The organism is Streptomyces sp. NPDC006259 (genome assembly GCF_042870975.1).
Taxonomy (GTDB): domain Bacteria; phylum Actinomycetota; class Actinomycetes; order Streptomycetales; family Streptomycetaceae; genus Streptomyces.
Map to the genome: position 1 here is coordinate 109,374 of NZ_JBIAHY010000007.1, position 20,638 is coordinate 130,011.

The window sequence follows — 20,638 nt, forward strand, 5'->3', positions numbered from 1 at the left end:
CCCGGCCACCGAGCCCGGCGGAGTCGCCCCCCCCCGTGTGCCTCACTCGTACTCCGTCCCTCCCTTCCGTGTCAGGTACGCCGCACTCACCGCCTTGGCGATGGCCCGCCCCCCGGTCACGGGGCTGTGGCGCTCCACGGCCGGCCGGATCACCACTCCCTCGCGCAGATGCAGCCCCCGTCCCGACACCGTCTCGCGCCCGCCGGCCAGTTCCAGCACCCGCGCACTGTCGTACGGCCCCTCGAACAGCCGTGGCACCAGCGGCAGTTCACCCCCCAGCGCGGACTCCGCGTCCAGCCACCGCACCGCACCCCCGATCTCGGCGGACACGTCGAACACCGCGTACCCGAGGGTGTCCCGCCGCCCGTCGGCGCCGTACGTCAGGTCCTGCACCCCCGCGCCGTACACCTCGCCGAAGATGCCGACGCGGCGCGCGCCCAGCCGCTCGGCGAGACGGGCCGCCGCCTCGGCGACGCCGTGGCCGCGGACGGCTCGCCAGTACAGGTTCAGCGGGTCCTCCTTCAGCGCCAGCGACTTCGCGCCGAACCCCTTCGAGGAGACGTACACCCGTCCCTCGTCGGCGACGTACGTCACCAGGCACGCCGACCCGTGCAGCTTCTCGGTGAGGATCACCGGCTCGCCGGCCGTGAAGACGTCCGGATTCCGCTGGATGTTCTCGATGTCGACCCAGGGCAGCAGGTCCGGTGCCGGCTCGACCTCCCCGTTCATCGTGGGAGGGATCGGCGGCACCCATTTGACGATGCCGAGCCGCTCCGCGAAGTCGGTCCCCTCCCGCGCCGCCCGTGCGAGGTCGACGTCCGCCAGTGCCTTCGGCCGGCACACGATCCCCTGCGACAGCTCGCCCCGCAGCCGCACCGCCTTGACCCGGTCGGCGTTGCCGCCCGCCAGCCGCCCGGTGAGCCCCAGCTCCTCGATCAGCTCGGCCGGCAGCACGGACTGCTCGGGGATGTACACGGCCGCCTCCCCCGTGCGGTAGGCGCCCTTGGCGACGACGGCCCGGTAGAGGCCGACCTGGGCCAGTTCCAGGGCGTCGGCGTCGGGATGCGTGTGGACGGTCAGCACTTCGGCGGTGACGCGCAGCGTCGACATGGGGGTCCTCCAGCAGGGGTCAGGGATGTCTCATCACCCCCAACTGTCCGTACGGGAAAGCGCTGGAGCGACCGAATTGCCGCTGGTAACGTCACCCTCTTCGGCCGGCGGAGTCGCCGCGCGCCGAGCCCTGAGGACGACGCACTGCCTTCCACAGCCCCGCCCTCGCCGCGGCCCTCGCGGACATCGACACGGTCTTCAGTGGTTTCGCCGGCCCGGACGGGACCGGCTGAGGCTTCCGCCACGCCCCCGAGGAGAGCGCGTGTCCGCGCACGCCGGACGGACGGGTGCCCGTGGACGCGATGGAGGTACCACCTCCTGGGAGTGGACGACCACTTCACCGACCACGCGGCCCCGGTGCGGCGCCCGCCGCCGCAGGCCGCGCGGGCGACGGCCGACGGCACCCCCGGAGCCATCGGTCGTCTGCCCCACGGGTGGAGCCGGGTTCGACCGGCGCCGCCTGCCGGCTGCGCGGGCCGCCGCGATCCACGCCTTCCTGATCGTCGGGTGGCAGGACGCCCCGGCGACGCCCCGGCGACGCCCCGGCGACGCCCTGGCGACGCCCGATCCGCCGTACGGCATCGACCGTGTCGTCGAGACCTGCGCCACGATCGCCCGGACCGCGCCCCCGCGCCCCCTCCTGGACGGACGGATCCCGGGCCGGGTCGCCGACGCGCACCTCGTCCACCGTGCCGACGGCCGGCTCTACGATCTCGCGTCCGACGTCCCCCCGTCCGCCTGGTGGCCGTACGACGGTGAGGAGCCGGCCGCCGTCGCCGAACCGCGGACCTGGCTGGGCGGATCCGGGGCCGTCCGACCGCGCTCCTCGGCCGAGCCCGACCTCGCGACCCGCGCCGGACTGCCGGCCCTTCCCGCCGCGGAGTGCCGGGCGCACCCGTACTGGCGCAACCCCTCGGCCACCAACCGAGCGTTGGACGGGGCGGGCTGCCCGTCCGGCAGGACCAGCGTGTCCTCCAGCCCGATGCGCGTCGCCAGCCCCAGCCGCCCCGCCAGCCGCAGCACGGTCCACGCCCCGCCGTCCTCGCCGTGCAGCAGCACGGGGCGGCCGTGCGCGCGGCCGAGGTCGGACAGCAGTGCGCGCGCGTCCCCTTCGGCGGTGTCCGGGCAGGTGTCCGTCACCTCCGCCAGCACCCGCAGCACCTTCGGCCCGAGCGGTGAGACGGCGAACCGCGCCGCCCCGTCGGTCCCGGACCAGATACCGGCCTCCACCGCGACGCCCAGGGCGATCAGCTCACCGGCGACCTCCTCCGCCCCCGGCTCGTGCCAGTTGACCGAGGCGAAGTCCGGCAGCACCGTCCAGCCGCGCACGCGGGCGCGTCTCGCCGCCGGGTCGCGCTCCGCCCAGGCGCCGGTGGTCACCCCGACCGGCACCGGCACCCGCCGGCGTATCGCGTCGACGGTGGCCGCGACCACGCGCGGGGACAGACTGTCCCGCCCGCACGGTGTCTTGGGATGGACATGGACCTCCGTGGCCCCGGCCGCGACGGCCCGCGCCGCGGACTCGGCCAGCGCCTCCGGCGACAGCGGCACCACCGCGCCGTCGGCGGCTCCCCGCGCTCCGTTCAGACAGACCTGCACCATGTCTCGATGGTGCCACCCGCCCCCGACATCGGACCGGGGCGCCCGAGGCGGGCAGCGAACAGGAGTGCGGCATCCCCGGCGCACCCCCGCCGTCCACGCGGATCCCGGACCGGGATCAGGCCGACATGAGCAGGCGTACGCGCCTGGCGTCCGCCAGGGCCTCGGGTGTGAGCACGGGGCGCGGGACGAGTATTCCGCAGTCCGTGCAGACCGGTCCCGCCGACGGTTCGTGGTCCAGGTCGTACCTCCACAGGAGCCGTTCGCCGTCGCACACCGGGCAGGTGGAGCCCGGTTCACGCTCCAGCGCGGCGATCAGCCGGCGCAGCACCTCGGCCAGCGGTTCACGGGGGTGGACCCGCGGGTCGTCGCACCAGGCCACGCCGAAGCCGCCCCAGGTCATCCGGTGCCAGTCGTCCACGCTGCCCGGCCGGCGCAGCCCGTCGTGCTTCTCCTTCCTGCGGCGGTCGGCGAACTCGACCTCGTAGGCCAGCCACACCACGCGCGCCTCCTCCAGCTCGTCCAGTGCGGCCACGAGCCGCGCCGGATCGGGGGAGCGGTCCTCGGGACCGAACCCGGCACGCGAGCAGAGATGGTCCCAGGTCGCCCTGTGCCCGTAGGGGGCGAACCTCTCAAGGCACTTGCGGAGCGAGTAGCGCCGCAGTGCCAGATCGCACCGCGGGTCGCGCACCTGTCTCGCCAGACTCCGGAAACCGGCCATCGCCTTGCACCTCCGTCACATCTGCACCTGCACTTCGGTCACTTCGGCGTCGTCGTACGGACGTCGCCGAATAGACGTATCGACACGCGATTCGGCTCCCTCCCGGTCCATCTGTTTTCCGATGCCGCCCCTAATCCGGATGAGCGACTCCGAAAAGTGACGCATGTTCATCTTCCACTTCGGGGATACCGGCGGTAACTTCTCCGCCACCCCCGTCGCAAGGAGTTGCCGATGTCCCGGCGAACCTCCCGCACCGCACTCGACAGACTGAGAACTCCCGGCAGAATCCCCGGGTTCCTGAAGTCCGCATCCGTATGCGCCTTGATTGTCGGACTTTTGTCACCGCTTTCCCAGACGGCGGCAGCCGCCGAGGTCACGGCCGTGAACGACCACTGCGGCAACCAGTGTTCCGACATCCTGCCGCCCGGCCAGAACGGCAACGCCACGCTGGCCCAGATCCTGCTCAACCAGGCCTTCGGCACCCAGCCCGCGCACGCCGAGGACCAGCTCGGCCCCTACGCCAACCTGGCCAAGGGCTACTCGACGCTCACCAACGCCACGATCAACACGTTCTTCAACGACGCGTCCTTCGGGGTCCCCGCCGATCAAGTCGCCTCCACCGTCAAGCCCGCGGGCCGCGCCGACGTCACGATCGTCCGCGACAAGAAGACGGGCGTACCGCACATCACCGGTACGACCAGGTACGGCACCGAGTTCGGCGCCGGCTACGCGGCCGCCGAGGACCGGCTGTGGCTCATGGACGTCTTCCGGCACGTCGGCCGGGGCCAGCTCACCTCCTTCGCGGGCGGCGACCCCTCCAACCAGGGCCTGGAACAGCAGTTCTGGCGCCACGCCCCCTATGCGGAGGCCGACCTCCAGGCCCAGATCGACAACGCGATCGCCACCAACGGCGCTCGCGGCCAGCAGGCCCTGGCCGACGCCAACGCCTATCTCGCCGGTGTCAACGCCTATATCGACGCCTCCGACAGCGGCCGCTACTTCCCCGGTGAATACGTGCTGACGGGCCACAAGGACTCAATCACCAACGCGGGAAGCATCGCCCATTTCAAGATCACCGATCTGGTGGCGCTCGCCTCCGTCATCGGCGCCCTCTTCGGATCGGGCGGCGGCGGGGAGGTCGACAACGCGATATCGCTGCTCGCCGCACAGGAGAAGTACGGCGTCGAACAGGGCACCGCGGTCTGGGAGTCCTTCCGCGAGCGCAACGACCCCGAGGCCGTCATGACCCTCCACGACGGCAGGAGTTTCCCCTACGCCGTCAAGCCCGAGGACCCGCAGGGCGAGGCCCTGCCCGACCCGGGCTCGGTCGTCGCCGAACCGCTGGTCTACGACCGCACCGGCAGCGCCGTCGGCACGAACGCCACCGGTGCCTCCACCGCCGCCACCGGCACCGCCATGGCCTCGGCCAGGCGAGGCATGTCCAACGCCCTCGTGGTGAGCGGCGATCACACGGCGAGCGGCCACCCCGTCGCCGTGTTCGGCCCGCAGACCGGCTACTTCGCCCCACAGCTGCTGCTGCTCCAGGAACTCCAGGGCCCCGGCATCAGCGCCCGCGGCGCCTCCTTCGCGGGCCTCAGCATGTACGTGGAGCTGGGCCGCGGCCAGGACTACGCGTGGAGCGCCACCACCTCCGGCCAGGACATCATCGACACCTACGCCGTCGAGCTGTGCCAGGACGACTTCCACTACCTCTACCGCGGCACCTGCACGCCGATGGAGAAGATCGAGCAGAAGAACGCCTGGAAGCCGACCACGGCCGACGGCACCGCGGCCGGTTCCTACACGATGCGCGCCTGGCGGACCAAGTACGGCCCCGTCGAGTACCGGGCGACGGTCGGCGGCAAGAAGGTCGCCTACACCACCCTGCGCTCGTCCTTCCTCCACGAGGCCGACTCCATCATCGGCTTCCAGATGCTGAACGACCCGGACTACGTCACCGGACCGCAGTCCTTCCAGAGCGCGGTGCAGCACATCAACTACACCTTCAACTGGTTCTACGCCGACTCCGAGCACACCGCCTACTACAACAGCGGCGACAACCCGGTGCGGGCGAGCGGCGTCGACGCCGAGTTCCCGGTCTGGGCCCGGCCGGCGTACGAGTGGCGGAACTGGGAGCCGACGACCAACACGGCCGCCTACACCCCGGCTTCGGCGCACCCCAACTCCGTCGACCAGGACTACTACATCTCCTGGAACAACAAGCAGGCCAGGGACTACGCGACCGCGCCGTGGGGCAACGGCTCCGTGCACCGCGGCAACCTGCTGGAGGACCGGGTGAAGAAGCTGGTCCAGGCCGGTGGCGTCACGCGGGCGTCGCTGACGAAGGCGATGGCGGAGGCGGCCCTCGCCGACCTGCGGGCCGAGGACGTCCTGCCGGACCTGCTCAAGGTGATCGACACGTCCCCGGTGACCGACACCACGGCCTCGGCCGCGGTCACCAAGCTCCGGACCTGGCTGGCGGCGGGCGGCAGACGCACGGAGACCACGGCCGGTTCGAAGACCTACGCCGACGCGGACGCCATCCGCATCCTCGACGCCTGGTGGCCGCTGTTGGTGAAGGCGGAGTTCGAACCCGGCCTCGGCACCGAGCTGTACACCGCCATGACGCACAACCTGCCCATCGACGAGAGCCCGTCGGCCGCGCACGGACCCACGGGCGCGCACGCCGGAAGCTCCTTCCAGTACGGCTGGTGGAGCTATGTCGACAAGGACATCCGGGCGGTGCTCGGTGAGCCGGTGCGGGGCCCGCTGGGCCGCGCGTACTGCGGCGGCGGCGCGCTCGGCGCCTGCCGCGACATCCTCCTCACGACCCTGAAGGAGGCGGCCGGGCGGACCGCGGCCCAGGTCTACCCCGGCGACACGCTGTGCGCGGCGGGCAACCAGTGGTGTGCCGACTCCATCGTCCAGCGCACCCTCGGCGGCATCAAGCACGGCAACATCAGCTGGCAGAACCGGCCCACCTACCAGCAGGTGGTGGAGTTCACCTCCCACCGGTGACCCACGGCGGCCACCGGTGACCGCCAGCTGACGTCCGGCGGTCACCGGTGATTGCCCGGTGACGTCCGGCGGCCACCGGCGACTGCCCGGTGACGTCCGTCGGCCACCGGTGCGGCGGGACGCGACCTCGCGGATGCGGCCCGCCGCGCCGGTTTGTGCCGCACCGGTCCGGACCGCCGCACGTCGCCGCGCGAGCCCCGCACGGCGGGGTCCCCCCGGTTCGGAGTCACCCGCATCGCCGACCCGCCAGGACCCGCTCCCTCACCCGCCGCCCCGCACCGGGTGGGCATGGCGTGGCGCCGACGGCGGCGGGCCGCACACCACGCCTCACCGGTACAGCAGGTACTCCCGCCGCACCCGCCGGAACGCGGCCAGCTCCTCCTGCCAGCCCGCCACCACCTCGTCGACATCCGCCCCCTTGTCGATCGCCGTGCGCACCCACGTCGATCCCGTGAGCCTGTCGATCCACTGGTCGGCACGCCAGGCGAAGCCGCTCCAGACCCGCTTGGCGGTCACCAGGAGGGCGATGCCGGTGCGGACGGGGTCGAAGGCGTCCCGGTCGTGCACATGGATCTGCACCCCGCCGACCGTCCGGCCCTGGAACTTGGAGAAGGTCGGCGCGAAGTACGCCTCCCTGAAGTGCACGCCGGGCAGCCCGAGTCCGTTCACGGCCGTCGCCCACCGCCCGTCGATCCCCTCCGCGCCCAGGAGTTCGAACGGGCGGGTCGTGCCCCGCCCCTCCGACAGGTTCGTCCCCTCCAGCAGACACGTCCCCGCGTACACCAGGGCCGTGTCCGGCGTCGGCATGTTCGGACTGGCCGGCACCCACGGCAGGCCCGAGGCGTCGTACCAGTCGGTCCGCCGCCATCCGCTCATGAGCACGGTCTCCAGCTCCACCGGCGCGGCCAGGAACTCCCCGTTGAACAGCCGGGCCAGCTCCGCCACCGTCATCCCGTGCGCCTGGGCGATCGGCTCGCGCCCCACGAAGGTCGCGAACTCCCGGTGCAGCACCGGCCCCAGGGCCGCCCGCCCGGTCACCGGGTTCGGCCGGTCCAGCACCACGAACCGCTTCCCCGCCAGCCGCGCCGCCTCCATGCAGTCGTACAGCGTCCAGATGTACGTGTAGAAACGGGCGCCGACGTCCTGGACGTCGAAGACGACCGTGTCGACACCCGAGGCGGTGAAGACGTCCGCCAGCCGCTGTCCGGTCCTGAGGTAGGTGTCGTAGACGGGCAGGCCGGTGGCCGGATCGTCGTAGCGGCCCTCGGAGCCGCCCGCCTGGGCGGTGCCCCGGAAACCGTGCTCGGGGCCGAACACGGCGACCAGGTCCACCCGGTCGTCGGCGTGCATGACGTCGACGACGTGGCGTACGTCGCGGGTGACGCCGGTGGGGTTGGTGACGATGCCGGTCCGCCGGCCGTCGAGCTGGGCGTAACCCGTCGCCCGCAGGCGCTCGAAGCCGGTCCGTGTGCGGCGGGCCGCGGCCGCCGGGGTGGCCGTCGCCGGGAGGGCGGCGGCCGCCGTCGCCGCCGCGAGCAGGGTTCGTCTGGGCAGATGCACGGGACCTCCTTGAGGCGGGTGGTCGGCAGGCACGCTAGACCCTCGCGTCGGTCCGGTGGAAGCCGCGGGCGGTCTGGCTCGGGTCCGGCCCGCGCCCCTCTCGGCCGGCCGCCACGACCCTTCCCACCAACATACCGACCGGTTAGTCTGACGGGCGGAAAGCAGGGCTGCGCGCCTGAGCCGGGTCGAAGGAGATCGATGGTGGAAGCCGTTCGAGGTGCTGGAGTCGTCGTCACGGGGGCAGGGGGCGGGATCGGGGCCGCGCTCGCCCGGCGTTTCGCCGCCGAGGGGGCACGCGTCGTCGTCAACGATCTGGACGCGGACCGGGCGAAGGCCGTCGCCGAGGAGATCGGCGGGACCGCCGTGCCCGGCGACGCCTCCGCGATCGTCGACGACGCCCGCGAGGCGCTCGGCGGCACCGTCGACGTCTACTGTGCCAACGCCGGTGTCGGCTCGGGCGGGTCCGAGGCGGCCGACGAGTCCGTGTGGGCGCTCGCCTGGGACGTCAACGTGATGGCCCACGTCCGGGCGGCGCACGCCCTGATCCCCGGCTGGCTGGAGCGCGGCTCGGGCCGGTTCGTCTCCACCGTCTCCGCCGCCGGACTGCTCACCATGATCGGCGCCGCTCCCTACAGTGTGACCAAGCACGGGGCGTACGCCTTCGCCGAGTGGCTGTCCCTGACCTACCGCCACCGCGGGATCAAGGTCCACGCCATCTGCCCCCAGGGCGTGCGCACCGACATGCTCGACGCCACCGGCACCGCGGGCGACCTCGTGCTCAAGCCCACCGCGATAGAACCCCGCGACGTGGCGGACGCCCTGTTCGAGGGGATCGCCCAGGACCGGTTCCTGATCCTGCCGCACCCCGAGGTCGCCGGGTACTACCAGGCGCGGGCCGGTGACCCCGACCGCTGGCTGGCCACCATGAACCACATCCAGCAGAAGTGGGAGGCCGCCGAGTGACCGCCTCCCGCTACGCCGCCAAGCCCTGGCTGGAGCTTCTCGACGAGGCCCAGCGCGGCCCCGTCGCACCGGCCGACTCGCTGGTGCACGCCCTGCGCCGGTCCGCCGCCGAGGCCCCGGAGCGCACGTTCCTCGCCTACTTCGACGGCCGTCTCACCTACCGCGAGGTGGACGAGCTGAGCGACTCGGTCGCCGGCCATCTGGTGGACCGCGGCCTGGAGCGGGGCGACCGGGTCGCCGTCCTGCTCCAGAACTCGCCGCAGTTCGTGCTCGCCCTGCTGGGCGCGTGGAAGGCGGGCGCCACCGTCGTCCCCGTCAACCCGATGTACAAGTCCGGCGAGGTCGCCCACGTCCTGCGGGACGGCGAGGTGGCGGCGCTGGTCTGCGCCGACCGCGCCTGGGAGTCGTACCTGCGGGAGACCGCCGCGGACTCACCCGTGCGGATCGTGCTGACGGCGTGCGAGCTGGACTTCCAGACGCGCGGCGACGCCCGCGTGCTCACGTTCGAACGGCTGCCGCCGGCCTTTGACGCCGACGACCTCACCGCGGTCGCCCGCGCCGGGCATCCGGCACCCGCCGACCGTGACCCGGCCGCCGCCGGCACCGCCCTGATCAGCTACACGTCGGGCACCAGCGGCGCACCCAAGGGCGCCACCAACACGCACGCCAACATCATGCACAACGCCGAACGGCAGCGCGTCGGGTTGCACCTGCCCGAGGCGCCCGTGTACTACGCGCTCGCGCCGCTGTTCCACATCACCGGCATGGTCTGCCAGCTGGGCGCCTGCCTGAACAGCGCGGGCACGCTCGTCCTGACGTACCGGTTCGAGGCGGGCGTCGTCCTGGAGGCGTTCGCCGAGCACCGCCCGCACTACACGGTGGGCCCGTCCACCGCGTTCATGGCACTGGCCGCCCACCCGGCCGCCACCCGCGACCACTTCTCCTCCTTCGTGAACATCTCCTCCGGCGGTGCCCCGCTGCCGCCGGCCCTGGTGGAGAAGTTCCGGGCCGGCTTCGGGCCGTACCTGCGCAACGGCTATGGCCTCACCGAGTGCACCGCCCCCTGCGCCTCCGTCCCGCCCCACCGGGAGGCGCCTGTCGACCCGGCCTCCGGGACCCTCGCCGTCGGCGTGCCCGGCCCCGACACCGTCGTACGGATCGTCGACGACCGGGGTGCGGAGGTGCCCTTCGGCGAGCAGGGCGAGATCGTCGTACGGGGGCCCCAGGTGGTCCCCGGCTACTGGCGCCGCCCCGACGCCACCGCCGAGACCTTCCCCGGAGGCGAGCTGCGCACCGGCGACATCGGCTTCATGGACGAACAGGGCTGGCTGTACGTCGTCGACCGCAAGAAGGACATGATCAACGCGTCCGGCTTCAAGGTCTGGCCGCGCGAGGTCGAGGACGTGCTGTACACCCACCCGGCGGTGCGTGAGGCGGCCGTCGTCGGAGTGCCCGACGGGTACCGCGGGGAGACCGTGAAGGCGTACATCAGCCTGCGTCCGGGCGCCGATCCGGACCCGGACGAGCTCGCGGTGTACTGCAAGGAGAGACTGGCCGCCTACAAGTACCCGCGGCAGGTGGAGATCCTGCCCGACCTGCCCAAGACGGCGAGTGGGAAGATCCTCCGGCGGGAACTGCGTTCCCGCACGCACGACGGTCGGTAAGTGAACGGAAGGCAGGTGGCGGCAGTGCCCAGGACGACGGACGGCGACGGGACCCCCGTGCCGCAGCGGCTGCTGGCCGCCGCCACCCGGCTCTTCGCGGAGCAGGGCTACGACCGCACCTCGGTCCAGGAGATCGTGGAGGCGGCAGGCGTCACCAAGGGGGCCCTGTACCACTACTTCGGCTCCAAGGACGACCTCCTGCACGAGGTGTACGCGCGCGTGCTGCGCGTCCAGCAGGAACGCCTGGACGCCTTCGCGAACGCCGACGAGCCGATCGAGAAGAGGCTCAGAGGCGCCGCGGCCGACGTCGTCGTCACGACGATCGAGAACCTCGACGACGCCTCGATCTTCTTCCGCTCGATGCACCACCTCGGCCCCGAGAAGAACAAGCAGGTGCGTGCCGAGCGCCGCCGCTACCACGAACGCTTCCGCGCCCTCGTCGAGGAGGGCCAGCAGGCCGGCGTCTTCTCGAAGGCGACCCCGGCCGACCTGATCGTGGACTACCACTTCGGGTCCGTGCACCACCTGTCGACCTGGTACCGGCCGGACGGTCCGATGAGCCCCCAGGAGGTCGCCGACCACCTGGCCGACCTGCTGCTGCGGGCGCTGCGGCCGTAGCCGCCGCAGGTGCCGTACGCGCACGGGTGAGGGGCGGCCGCACAGGCGGTCGCCCCGCACCCGCGTCTCACACGTACTTCTTCAGCTCCCGCCGCGCCAGCGACCGCTGATGGACCTCGTCGGGCCCGTCCGCGATCATCAACGTGCGGGCGCTCGCGTACAGCTCGGCCAGCGGGAAGTCCTGGCTCACACCGCCCGCTCCGTGCAGCTGGATGGCCCGGTCGATGATGCCGACGACCGTCCGCGGAGTGGCGATCTTGATGGCCTGGATCTCCGAGTGGGCACCCCGGTTGCCCACGGTGTCCATCATCCAGGCCGTCTTGAGGACCAGCAGGCGCAGCTGCTCCACGGCCACCCGCGCGTCCGCGATCCAGTTGTGCACCACACCCTGGCGCGCCAGTGCCTTGCCGAAGGCGTCCCGCGAGACGGCCCTGCGGCACATCAGCTCGATCGCCCGCTCGGCCATGCCGATCAGCCGCATGCAGTGGTGGATCCGGCCGGGGCCGAGCCGGGCCTGGGCGATGGCGAAACCGCCGCCCTCCTCGCCGATCAGGTTGGTCACCGGCACGCGCGCGCGGTCGAAGACCACCTCGGCGTGGCCGCCGTGCGAGTGGTCCTCGTACCCGAAGACCCTCATCGCCCGCTTCACGGTCACCCCGGGGGTGTCACGGGGCACCAGCACCATCGACTGCTGACGGCGGATGTCGGAGCCGTCGGGGTCCGTCTTGCCCATCACGATGAAGATCGCGCAGTCCGGGTTCATCGCCCCGGAGATGTACCACTTGCGGCCCGTGACGAGGTAGTCGTCGCCGTCCCGCTCGATGAGCGTGGTGATGTTCGTGGCGTCGGACGAGGCCACCTCCGGCTCGGTCATCGCGAACGCCGAGCGGATCTCGCCCGCCAGCAGCGGCTCCAGCCACTGCTTCCGCTGCTGCCCGCTGCCGAACTGCGAGAGCACCTCCATGTTGCCGGTGTCCGGCGCGGCGCAGTTCAGCGCGGTCGGCGCCAGCTGCGGGGAGCGGCCGGTGATCTCGGCCAGCGGCGCGTACTGGAGGTTCGTGAGACCGGCGCCGTACTCGGAGTCGGGCAGGAAGAGGTTCCACAGGCCCTGGCGGCGGGCCTCCGCCTTCAGCTCCTCGACGACCGCTGGGGTCTCCCACGGCGAGGCCAGCCGGCCGCGCTGCTCCTCGGCGACCGGCTCGGCCGGGTACACGTACTCGTCCATGAAGGCGAGCAGCTTGGCGCGCAGTTCCTCGGTGCGCGCGTCGAACGCGAAGTCCATGGCGTCAGCCTTCCTGGAGAGTGGTCGTGCCGTGGTCGATGAAGACGGGGACGAGTTCGCCGATGCGGTCGAAGCCGCGGCCCACCGTCTGGCCCAGCGTGTAGCGGTAGTGGATGCCCTCCAGGATCACGGCGAGCTTGAACCAGGCGAACGCCGTGTACCAGGAGACGGCCGACACGTCGCGCCCCGAGCGTGCGGCGTACCGCTCGATCAGCTCGGCCGGCGTCGGGTGTCCGGGGGCGGAGGCGGTGGTGGAGACGGGGGAGTCCGGCATCTCCAGCGGCACGCTGTACATCACCAGCAGGCCCAGGTCGGTCAGCGGATCGCCGAGCGTCGACATCTCCCAGTCGAGGACGGCCCTGATCGTGTCGTCGTCGCCGATCAGGACGTTGTCGAGCCGGTAGTCGCCGTGCACGACCGTCGGCGCGGGGGAAGAGGGCAGCGACCGGCCGAGCGCGGCGTGCAGCTCGTCGATGCCGGTCAGGTCGCGGCTGCGGGAGGCGTCGAGTTGCTTGCCCCAGCGGCGCAGCTGCCGGTCGAGGAAGCCCTCGGGGCGTCCGAAGCCGGCGAGGCCCACCTCGGCCGGGTCCACCGCGTGCAGCTCCACCAAGGTGTCCACGAGCGACAGCACCGCGCCGCGGGTGCGCTCCGGGCCGAGCGGCAGCAGCTGGTCGGCCGTGCGGTAGGGCGTGCCCTCGACGAACTCCATGACGTAGAAGGGCGCCCCCAGCACCTCCTCGTCCTCGCACAGCAGCACCGGACGCGGCACCGGCACACTGGTCGGGTGGAGGGCGTCGATCACCCGGTGCTCGCGCCGCATGTCGTGGGCGGTGGCCAGGACGTGGCCGAGCGGGGGCCGCCGGACGACCCACCGGGAGGCGCCGTCGGTGACCGCGTAGGTCAGGTTCGACCGTCCGCCCTCGATCAGCCGGCCGGTGAGGGGGCCGTCGACCAGACCGGGGCGCTCACGGTCCAGCAGGGCGCGCAGCCGGTCGAGGTCGAGTCCGGGCGGGTGGTCGGGGGTCATACATCGCTCCTACGGACAGGCGAACGGGAACCCGCCCATGATGCCGACCGGTCGGTATGTACGTCCAGAGGGGGCACCCAAAGTGATCGGGGCCACCCTAGGACGACGGCTCCCCGGGCAGAACCCGGGGAGCCGTCGAAGGTCGGTCGAAGAAGGGCGGGAAACGCCTTCCGCTCGTGCGCGGGGCGGGCTCAGTGGTCGTCCCAGTGGCCCTCGTGCTCGGCGTGCCGGTGCCCGTCGTGCAGGTAGTCGACGTGGTCACCGTGGACGACGCCCGGATGCCCGCAGCCGTCGCCGTGCCGGTGCTCGTGCACCTCGTGGGGCAGATGGCCGCCCGGCTCGCACTCGTCCCAGTGACCGCCGTGCTCGCGGTGCAGGTGCCCGTCGTGCGCGTAGTCCACGTGGTCGCCGTGCGGGACCGGGGTGTGCCCGCAGTCCGCGCCGTGCGCGTGGGAGTGGGCTGTGTGCTCCTGGTGAAGGGTGGTCATGGTGCTCACCTTCGGGGGTACGGGGATGACGTCGGACAGGCTGCCACGCGAACGGGGCATATCCGGGCATCCGGGTTGCGTGGCGCGCGAGTACCCCGGAGGGTCGGTGGCATGAAGGGCATCAGCTACAGCCGGTACGGAGGTCCCGAGGTCCTCGAGTACGGCGAGGTCCGCGACCCCAAGGTCGGCCCCGACTCCGTGCTGGTCAAGGTGCGGGCGGCGGCCGTCAACCCCGTCGACTGGAAGTGCCGCGCGGGCTATCTCGACGGCGCACTCGACGCCGTCTTCCCGGTGGTCCCCGGCTGGGACGTCTCCGGAGTCGTCGTGCAGCCGGGCGCGTCCGTCACCGAGTTCTCGGTCGGCGACGAGGTGATCGGCTACGTCCGCGAGGACTTCCTCTCCCGCGGCACCTTCGCCGAGTACGTCGCGGCCCCGGTGCGCACCCTCGCCCGCAAGCCGCGCAACCTCACCTGGGAGGAGGCCGCGGGCCTGCCGCTGGTCGGCCTCACCGCCCACCAGGTCCTCCACAAGGCGCTCCAGGTCAAGCGCGGTGACACGGTCCTGATCCACGCGGCCGCCGGCGGCGTCGGCTCCATCGCCGTGCAGCTCGCCGCCCACCTGGGCGCCCGCGCGATCGGCACGGCGAGCGAGGCCAACCACGACTTCGTACGGTCCCTGGGCGGCGAGCCCGTGACCTACGGCGACGGTCTGGCGGAACGGGTGCGGGGGCTCGCCCCCGAGGGTGTGGACGCGGTCTTCGACACGATCGGCGGCGACACCCTGAAGACCTCCGCCAACCTGCTGGCCCCCGAGGGGCGGCTGGTGTCGATCGCCGACGGCGACGTCGTCGACTACGGCGGCCACTACTACTTCGTCCGCCCCGACGCCGGGGACCTCACCCACCTGGCGGAACTGGCCGAACAGGGAGTGGTGTCGGTCCACGTGTCGGAGACGTTCCCCCTGGAACGGGCGGCGGACGCCCACCGGCGGAGCGAGGAGGGCCGCACCCGCGGAAAGATCGCGGTGACGGTGGACTGGCCGGACGAGACGACGGAGTGAACCCGCGGCGGTGCGGCGACGTGGTGCGCAGACGCTGTCCAGGCGCGGTGCGCAGGCGCGGTGGTCCGGCGAAGTGGTGCGCAGGCGCGGTGGTCCGGCGACGCGGTGCGCAGGCGTGGTGATGCGGCGACGCGGTGGTCCGGCGAAGTGGTGCGCAGGCGCGGTGCTGTGGCGACGGCCTCCAGGCGCGGTGGTGCGGCCACGCGGTGCGCGGACGTCGGCGAGGCGCGGTCCCGGGGCCCCGCGAGGTCGGCGTGATCGCGGCGCGAGGCTCTGGAGACTAGAGCACCAGTGTGGCCGCGCACACCGCCAGCGCCACCGTGCACAGCGCCGCCGCGGCAGCGCGCCAGGGGTGCAGGGCCAGGGGCACCGACGCCGAGGAGAGGGCGCGGATCCGGTGGTGGGCGAGGGCCAGGAAGCCCAGCCAGAGCCCGCAGCACGCCGCGCACGCCACGACGGCGGGGGCCGACGCGCCACCGTGCAACGCCGCCTTCACGCCGAGCACGGTGGCGACGGTGCTCGACAGCGTCGTACGCCGCCAGGCGAGCCGGGTCCGCTCCGGCTGGAGCCCCGGATCGCGGTCGCCGCTCACCCCTCCCAGCCCAGCAGCACCACGGCGACCATCGCGACGGCCACCACGGCGACGACGACCCCGAGCAGCGCGGGGAAGTGTGAGACCGGCAGGTCCTCGCCCCGCCGCATGGCCCGCTCGCAGCGCACCCAGTGGTTGACCGCCCGCAGGGAGCACAGCACCCCCGCCGCCAGCAGCGCGAGCGCCAGCCCGACCCGCCAGCCCCAGCGCAGGTCCGGCAGGAACTGGTCCACCGCGAAGCCGCCGCCGATCAGCGCGAGCGCCGTCCGCAGCCAGGCCAGGAAGGTGCGCTCGTTGGCCAGCGAGAACCGGTAGTCGGGCGTCACCCCTTCCTGCCGGACCCCCTCGGGCGCGAACCACAACCGGACGTTCCGCACGAACTCACTCACGTTCTGGACCCTACCCGGCGTCCGTCCACATGATCGACGCGCTCAGTCCGCCGCCCGCAGCGCCCGGAGCCGTTCGTACGCCGCGAGGCCGTCCGGCACCCACTCCCAGTCGCCCAGGCGGCGCTCGACCTCCTCCTCCGTGAGGAAGGCGTGCCAGGCGACCTCCTCCACCTGAGGGTTCACCGGCAGTTCGCAGCGCACCTCGTACACGGCGGACCACCAGCTTCCGCGGGCGCCGCCGTCGTAGAGGAACCGGAAGAGGAACGTCGGACGGGGCAGCCCGCTCACGCCGAGTTCCTCCTCGGCCTCGCGCAGGGCGGCGTCGTCGTAGCTCTCGCCGGCGCCGACCACCCCGCCGACGAACATGTCGTGGAGCGAGGGGAAGACCAGTTTGGTGGGGGTTCGACGGTGGACGAAGAGGCGGCCCTCGGCGTTCCTGGCCAGGACGAAGACGCAGCGGTGGCGCAGGCCCTCGGCGTACACCCGCCCGCGCGGGAGCCGTGCCACCACCCGGTCGTGTGCGTCGACGACGTCGAGGATCTCGTCAGCAGCGCTCATCCGCCCATCCAACCAGGGCGTGCGGCCGGCCGGAGGTGCCGCGGGGTCCGGACGTCCGCAGGCCGGCCGGCGCGTGCGCGGATCGGAACGTCCGCAGTCGGAACGTCCGCAGATCGGAACGTCCGTAGATCGGAACGTCCGGAGGCCGGCGCGTCCGGAGGCCGGTGAGTACGGAAGTGCGCGTCCGGAGGTCGCAGGAGCCGGTGGCGGTCAGAGCGGCTGGAGGTCGGGCACCCGCTCGCGCGGCGCCGCGCCCTGCGGCATCGCCGGATGCAGACCGAGCAGCATGATGCCCACGACGACCGCCGCGAGCCCCGCCGCCTCCCAGGCCAGCGCGCCCGCGTCGGTGCGCAGCCGGTCACCCAGGAAGCCCACTCCGCAGATGATCCCGGCCAGCGGCTGGGCGGCGGTCAGCGCGGGCAGCGACATCCGCAGCGGAGCCGTCTCGAAGGCGCTCTGCACCAGCACCAGACCGGTCACCCCGAGCGCCAGCACCGCGTACGGCTGCCAGCCGGTGAGCAGCTCGACGAGGCCGCCGTCGGAGAAGCGTTCCCCGCTGACCCGGGTCAGGGCGTCCTGGACGCCGTACAGCAGCCCGGCCGCGAGGGCGAGCAGCACCGGGCCCGCGGACAGCCGGGAACGTTTGGCGTACGCGGTGAGCAGCAGGGCCAGTCCGACCATGACGCCGATGATCAGCCAGTGCCGCAGCGGATCGGAGACCGCCGTGCCGCCGCGCGGCTCGCCCGCCACGATGAACGCGCTCACGCCACCCGCGAGGAGCAGCAGCCCCGCCCAGCCCTGCCGGCCCAGCGGCTGTCTGGTCTGGCGGCGGGAGAGCGCGAGGGCGAACAGCAGGTTGGTGGCGAGCAGCGGCTCGACGAGGGACACCTCTCCCCGGCCGAGGGCGATCGCGCCGAGCACCATGCCGGCCACCATCAGCCCGATGCCGCCGAGCCAGCGCGGCACGCGCACCAGGTCCAGCAGCAGTCGGGGGGAGAGGAAGTCGCCCAGGGGCGCCTTCTGCGCCACGTTCTGCTGGAGGACGAATCCGAAGCCCAGGCAACAGGCGGCGCTCACGGCGAGAACCAGAACCAGAACCGACACGCTGCCTACCTCGATGATCGGGTCGGGCCACGGGGTGGGTAGTGACCGACTGTAGCCTCCCGGCGCGCTCGGCGCCCCGGGAGTGCCCGGAGAATCCTGCCTCGTGGAGTACCCGGTTCCGGGCTCCTGACGCGGTCACGCACCGGGAGCGGCGCGGTGCGACCGTACGGCCATGCTGCGGGACGGCACGCGGCTGCGCCATGGCGTACGCCACATTCACCGCCGCGGACCCGCCCCCACCAGCCCCGTGACCAGTCAAGTGCCGTTCACCGGGCGGAAGTTGTCAGCTGCCCCGGGAATCGGGCGCTTGACGGTGGGCGTCGGCCGAGGGTTTGCTGTGGGTGATCGGCCGATTGCGCGCCGATGACGGGCCCGCCGCCCGGCACGTACGCGGCTCCCTGCCCGGCCCGTCACCGAGGAGGATGAGGAAGTCCCGCGGTGCCCCCACCCCCGCTGTCCGCGTCCCGGAGCCTGGAGCGTCCGGCCGCAACCGTCGACGCCCCGTCCGTCGCACCCCTGCCCGTCGCACCCCTGCCCGTCGAAGCCTCGCCCGTCGATGCCTCGCCCGTCGACGACGCCGCCCTCGACGACACCGAGCTGGCCCGCGCCCGCGCCGCGCCGGCCCGGAGCCGCCCGCAGGCCGCCCGCGCGCTGCTCGCCCGCACCGGCGACGACTGGGACCGGCGCGGACACCGGATCACCGTCCTGGCCCGCGAACCGGACACCGCCGCGTGGGCCCACGCCTGGCTGGTCGCCGATCCCGGCTCCGCCGACGCCGCCGTCCTGTTCGCCCTGGCCCGGGTCCGGCGCGCCCTGCGCGGCGAGGAGACCCCGGCCACCGCCCGAGCGGCCTGCCGGGACGCGGCCGCCGCGGCACCCGCCGACCCGACCCCCTGGCTCGGTCTGCTGATGCTGGAAGGCGAGGGCACCGCCGACGCCGTCCGGATCTTCGAGGAGATCCGGGTCCGCCACCGCGACCACCACCACGCCCACCATCTGATGGTGGCCCTGCTCGCCGAGCGCCGCGCCGACGCCGGCCCGGACCCGCTGCACGAGGTCTACGACTTCGCCGCCTGGGCGGCCGGTCAGGCGCCCGCCGACTCCCCGCTGGCCATCCTCCCGGTCGTGGCGCACGCCGAGCGCTACCGCGTCCTGGCCGTCCGCGGCCACGCCCCCGCCGACCCGAGGACCGCCCCGCACTGGCGCGACCAGCGGGCGGCCGACGTCATGAAGGCGGCCTTCGACTGGTGGCTGGAGTGGGAGCACGACGGCCACCCCCGCCGTCTGGTCGACCTGAACTTCCTCGCCCACGCCACCTACTGCCAGGGCCGGCCCGCCGAGGCCGCGGCCCTCTTCCACCGCATCGGCGACCACATGACCCCCGCGCCCTGGTCGTATCCGGACCGGGACCCGTACGCCGCCTTCCACGCGGCCCGGACGTCGGCGCTCGGTCGCGAGCGGTCCGCGACGTGATGCCGCCGTTTCCGAAGGGGACCCCGGACCCCTGGCCCCGCCCCCACCTCGAGTGCTCGAATGGGTCCGTGACATCGCCATCGCCCGAGGAACGCGGCACCCCCGTCGGCCGCCGCGTCTTCCTCGGCACGCTCGGCCTGGGCGCCCTCGGCGTCGTCGCCGCCCCCGTGCTCCAGCGCGGCCTGGAGGGCTTCCTGGGCAGCGCCGCCGACAAGGACCCCACCGGCCTCACCGGCCTGCTCCCCAACGGGGGCGGCTTCCGCTACTACTCGGTGGCCTCCTCCGTACCGCACAAGGACGCCGGGACCTACCGCCTGACCGTCGACGGCCTGGTCGACCACCCGGGCGCCCACACCCTGGCCGACCTGCGGGCACTGCCCCAGACCCGGATCGTCCAGGACGTCCAGTGCGTCACCGGCTGGCGGGTGCCCGAGACGCCCTTCGAAGGCGTGCGGCTGTCCGCCCTGCTCGACGCGGCCGGAGTGCGCGCAGGGGCCGGTGCCGTCCGCTTCACCTGCTTCGACGGCACCTACACCGAGAGCCTCACCCTCGCCCAGGCCCGCCGCTCCGACGTCCTGGTCGCGCTGCGCATGCGGGACGAGGACCTCGGCCACGACCACGGCGGCCCGGTCCGCCTCTACGTGGCGCCCATGTACTTCTACAAGTCCGCCAAGTGGCTGTCGGGTATCACCGTCACCGAGAAGGTGGAGCCCGGCTACTGGGAGCGGCGCGGCTACGACGTCGACGCCTGGGTGGGCCGTTCGAACGGGCGGGACGATGAGCCTACGAGCTGACGCCCCGCCCATCCCCGCCCGGATCCGCCGCTTCACCCGGGCCGAACGGTGGGTGCACCGCACGACCGCGCTGCTCATGGGCGCCTGCGTGCTGACGGCCGCCTTCCTGTACGTCCCCCAGCTCGCGCAGCTCGTCGGCCGCCGCGACCTGGTCGTCCGGGTCCACGAGTGGGCCGGCCTCGTCCTGCCCGTCCCCGTCCTGGCGGGACTCGCCTCCCGCGCGTTCCGCGCCGACCTCGCTCACCTCAACCGCTTCGGTCCGCACGACCGCCGCTGGCTGCGCGCCGCCCTGCGCCGGGACAGGCGAAGGGAGTCCAGGCCGGCCGGCAAGTTCAACGCGGGCCAGAAGGTCTACGCGGCGTGGATCGCCGGGGCCACCCTGGTGATGCTCGGCACCGGACTGCTCATGTGGTTCACCCACCTGACCCCCCTCGTGTGGCGGACCAGTGCGACCTTCGTCCACGACTGGCTGGCCCTGACCGTCGGCATCGTCCTGGCCGGTCACGTCGGCATGGCCCTGGGCGACCCGGAGGCCCGCCGCGGCATGCGCACCGGATCGGTGAGCACGGACTGGGCGGACCGGGAACACCCGCTGTGGCGTCGCTGACCGTGGCACCAG

At 73.0% G+C, this 20,638-nt stretch carries 18 protein-coding genes and 1 pseudogene; 8 read left to right on the plus strand and 11 right to left on the minus strand.

Annotation, left to right across the window (positions count from 1 at the left end; genetic code table 11):
* Nucleotides 1-42: 42 nt before the first annotated feature.
* From ACFYO5_RS28230 to ACFYO5_RS28240, 3 genes and pseudogenes are all read right to left on the minus strand, one after another.
* Entirely contained in the window at nucleotides 43-1,110 is a 1,068-nt protein-coding gene (locus ACFYO5_RS28230; RefSeq protein ID WP_388713928.1) for an RNA ligase (ATP), read from the minus strand.
* 876 nt (nucleotides 1,111-1,986) lie between these two features.
* Nucleotides 1,987-2,712, minus strand: a pseudogene (locus ACFYO5_RS28235) (3-keto-5-aminohexanoate cleavage protein); the annotation flags it as partial.
* A gap of 115 nt (nucleotides 2,713-2,827) precedes the next feature.
* Nucleotides 2,828-3,430, minus strand: coding sequence for a hypothetical protein (locus ACFYO5_RS28240; protein ID WP_388713931.1), 603 nt, complete (start codon nucleotides 3,428-3,430; stop codon nucleotides 2,828-2,830).
* A 231-nt stretch (nucleotides 3,431-3,661) separates the two neighbouring features.
* On the opposite strand from ACFYO5_RS28240, the gene ACFYO5_RS28245 reads away from it, so the two are divergent.
* Nucleotides 3,662-6,448, plus strand: a complete 2,787-nt coding sequence (locus tag ACFYO5_RS28245; RefSeq protein WP_388713934.1) for a penicillin acylase family protein — start codon at nucleotides 3,662-3,664, stop codon at nucleotides 6,446-6,448.
* Between the two features lie 327 nt (nucleotides 6,449-6,775).
* Here the strand turns inward: ACFYO5_RS28245 and ACFYO5_RS28250 are convergent, their stop codons facing one another.
* Nucleotides 6,776-8,008, minus strand: coding sequence for an exo-beta-N-acetylmuramidase NamZ domain-containing protein (locus ACFYO5_RS28250; RefSeq protein ID WP_388713937.1), 1,233 nt, complete (start codon nucleotides 8,006-8,008; stop codon nucleotides 6,776-6,778).
* A gap of 198 nt (nucleotides 8,009-8,206) precedes the next feature.
* Here ACFYO5_RS28250 and ACFYO5_RS28255 point away from each other — a divergent pair, with 198 nt between their 5' ends.
* From ACFYO5_RS28255 to ACFYO5_RS28265, 3 genes are read left to right on the plus strand one after another with little or no spacing between them, the layout of a single operon-like run.
* On the plus strand, nucleotides 8,207-8,971 hold the full coding sequence (locus ACFYO5_RS28255; protein WP_388713940.1) for an SDR family oxidoreductase: 765 nt from the start codon (nucleotides 8,207-8,209) through the stop codon (nucleotides 8,969-8,971).
* On the plus strand, nucleotides 8,968-10,635 hold the full coding sequence (locus tag ACFYO5_RS28260) for a class I adenylate-forming enzyme family protein (RefSeq protein WP_388713943.1): 1,668 nt from the start codon (nucleotides 8,968-8,970) through the stop codon (nucleotides 10,633-10,635). The genes ACFYO5_RS28255 and ACFYO5_RS28260 overlap by 4 nt, the downstream gene beginning before the upstream one ends.
* A gap of 24 nt (nucleotides 10,636-10,659) precedes the next feature.
* Nucleotides 10,660-11,253 (plus strand): TetR/AcrR family transcriptional regulator, encoded by a 594-nt coding sequence (locus ACFYO5_RS28265; RefSeq protein ID WP_356563449.1) that lies wholly within the window; start codon nucleotides 10,660-10,662, stop codon nucleotides 11,251-11,253.
* Nucleotides 11,254-11,320: 67 nt separating this feature from the next.
* On the opposite strand, the gene ACFYO5_RS28270 is transcribed toward ACFYO5_RS28265, so the two are convergent.
* The 3 genes from ACFYO5_RS28270 to ACFYO5_RS28280 all read right to left on the minus strand — a co-directional run bounded on the left by ACFYO5_RS28270 (nucleotide 11,321) and on the right by ACFYO5_RS28280 (nucleotide 14,050).
* Nucleotides 11,321-12,535, minus strand: a complete 1,215-nt coding sequence (locus tag ACFYO5_RS28270; RefSeq protein WP_388713946.1) for an acyl-CoA dehydrogenase family protein — start codon at nucleotides 12,533-12,535, stop codon at nucleotides 11,321-11,323.
* Nucleotides 12,536-12,539: 4 nt separating this feature from the next.
* Complete coding sequence (locus ACFYO5_RS28275; RefSeq protein ID WP_388713949.1) at nucleotides 12,540-13,562, minus strand: phosphotransferase family protein; 1,023 nt, start codon at nucleotides 13,560-13,562, stop codon at nucleotides 12,540-12,542.
* Between the two features lie 191 nt (nucleotides 13,563-13,753).
* A complete protein-coding gene (locus tag ACFYO5_RS28280) occupies nucleotides 13,754-14,050 on the minus strand; it encodes a hypothetical protein (RefSeq protein WP_388713951.1) in 297 nt (98 codons plus the stop codon).
* A gap of 111 nt (nucleotides 14,051-14,161) precedes the next feature.
* Between ACFYO5_RS28280 and ACFYO5_RS28285 the strand changes: the two genes are divergently transcribed.
* Nucleotides 14,162-15,109 carry an NADP-dependent oxidoreductase gene (locus ACFYO5_RS28285; protein ID WP_356563441.1) on the plus strand — a complete coding sequence of 316 codons (948 nt, stop codon included), beginning with the start codon at nucleotides 14,162-14,164 and terminating at the stop codon, nucleotides 15,107-15,109.
* Between the two features lie 280 nt (nucleotides 15,110-15,389).
* On the opposite strand, the gene ACFYO5_RS28290 is transcribed toward ACFYO5_RS28285, so the two are convergent.
* From ACFYO5_RS28290 to ACFYO5_RS28305, 4 genes are all read right to left on the minus strand, one after another.
* Complete coding sequence (locus tag ACFYO5_RS28290) at nucleotides 15,390-15,701, minus strand: DUF202 domain-containing protein (protein ID WP_388713954.1); 312 nt, start codon at nucleotides 15,699-15,701, stop codon at nucleotides 15,390-15,392.
* The gene (locus tag ACFYO5_RS28295) at nucleotides 15,698-16,090 is read right to left on the minus strand and encodes a DUF202 domain-containing protein (protein WP_356563439.1); all 393 of its coding nucleotides are present in this window, start codon (nucleotides 16,088-16,090) and stop codon (nucleotides 15,698-15,700) included. The genes ACFYO5_RS28290 and ACFYO5_RS28295 overlap by 4 nt, the downstream gene beginning before the upstream one ends.
* Before the next feature lie 42 nt (nucleotides 16,091-16,132).
* On the minus strand, nucleotides 16,133-16,648 hold the full coding sequence (locus ACFYO5_RS28300; RefSeq protein WP_388713957.1) for an NUDIX hydrolase: 516 nt from the start codon (nucleotides 16,646-16,648) through the stop codon (nucleotides 16,133-16,135).
* 210 nt (nucleotides 16,649-16,858) lie between these two features.
* Nucleotides 16,859-17,752 (minus strand): DMT family transporter, encoded by an 894-nt coding sequence (locus tag ACFYO5_RS28305; protein ID WP_388713960.1) that lies wholly within the window; start codon nucleotides 17,750-17,752, stop codon nucleotides 16,859-16,861.
* 516 nt (nucleotides 17,753-18,268) lie between these two features.
* On the opposite strand from ACFYO5_RS28305, the gene ACFYO5_RS28310 reads away from it, so the two are divergent.
* The 3 genes from ACFYO5_RS28310 to ACFYO5_RS28320 all read left to right on the plus strand — a co-directional run bounded on the left by ACFYO5_RS28310 (nucleotide 18,269) and on the right by ACFYO5_RS28320 (nucleotide 20,626).
* On the plus strand, nucleotides 18,269-19,225 hold the full coding sequence (locus tag ACFYO5_RS28310) for a hypothetical protein (RefSeq protein WP_388714544.1): 957 nt from the start codon (nucleotides 18,269-18,271) through the stop codon (nucleotides 19,223-19,225).
* Nucleotides 19,226-19,293: 68 nt separating this feature from the next.
* Nucleotides 19,294-20,019, plus strand: coding sequence for a molybdopterin-dependent oxidoreductase (locus ACFYO5_RS28315; RefSeq protein ID WP_356563433.1), 726 nt, complete (start codon nucleotides 19,294-19,296; stop codon nucleotides 20,017-20,019).
* A complete protein-coding gene (locus ACFYO5_RS28320; protein WP_388713963.1) occupies nucleotides 20,003-20,626 on the plus strand; it encodes a cytochrome b/b6 domain-containing protein in 624 nt (207 codons plus the stop codon). The genes ACFYO5_RS28315 and ACFYO5_RS28320 overlap by 17 nt, the downstream gene beginning before the upstream one ends.
* Nucleotides 20,627-20,638: the final 12 nt, after the last annotated feature.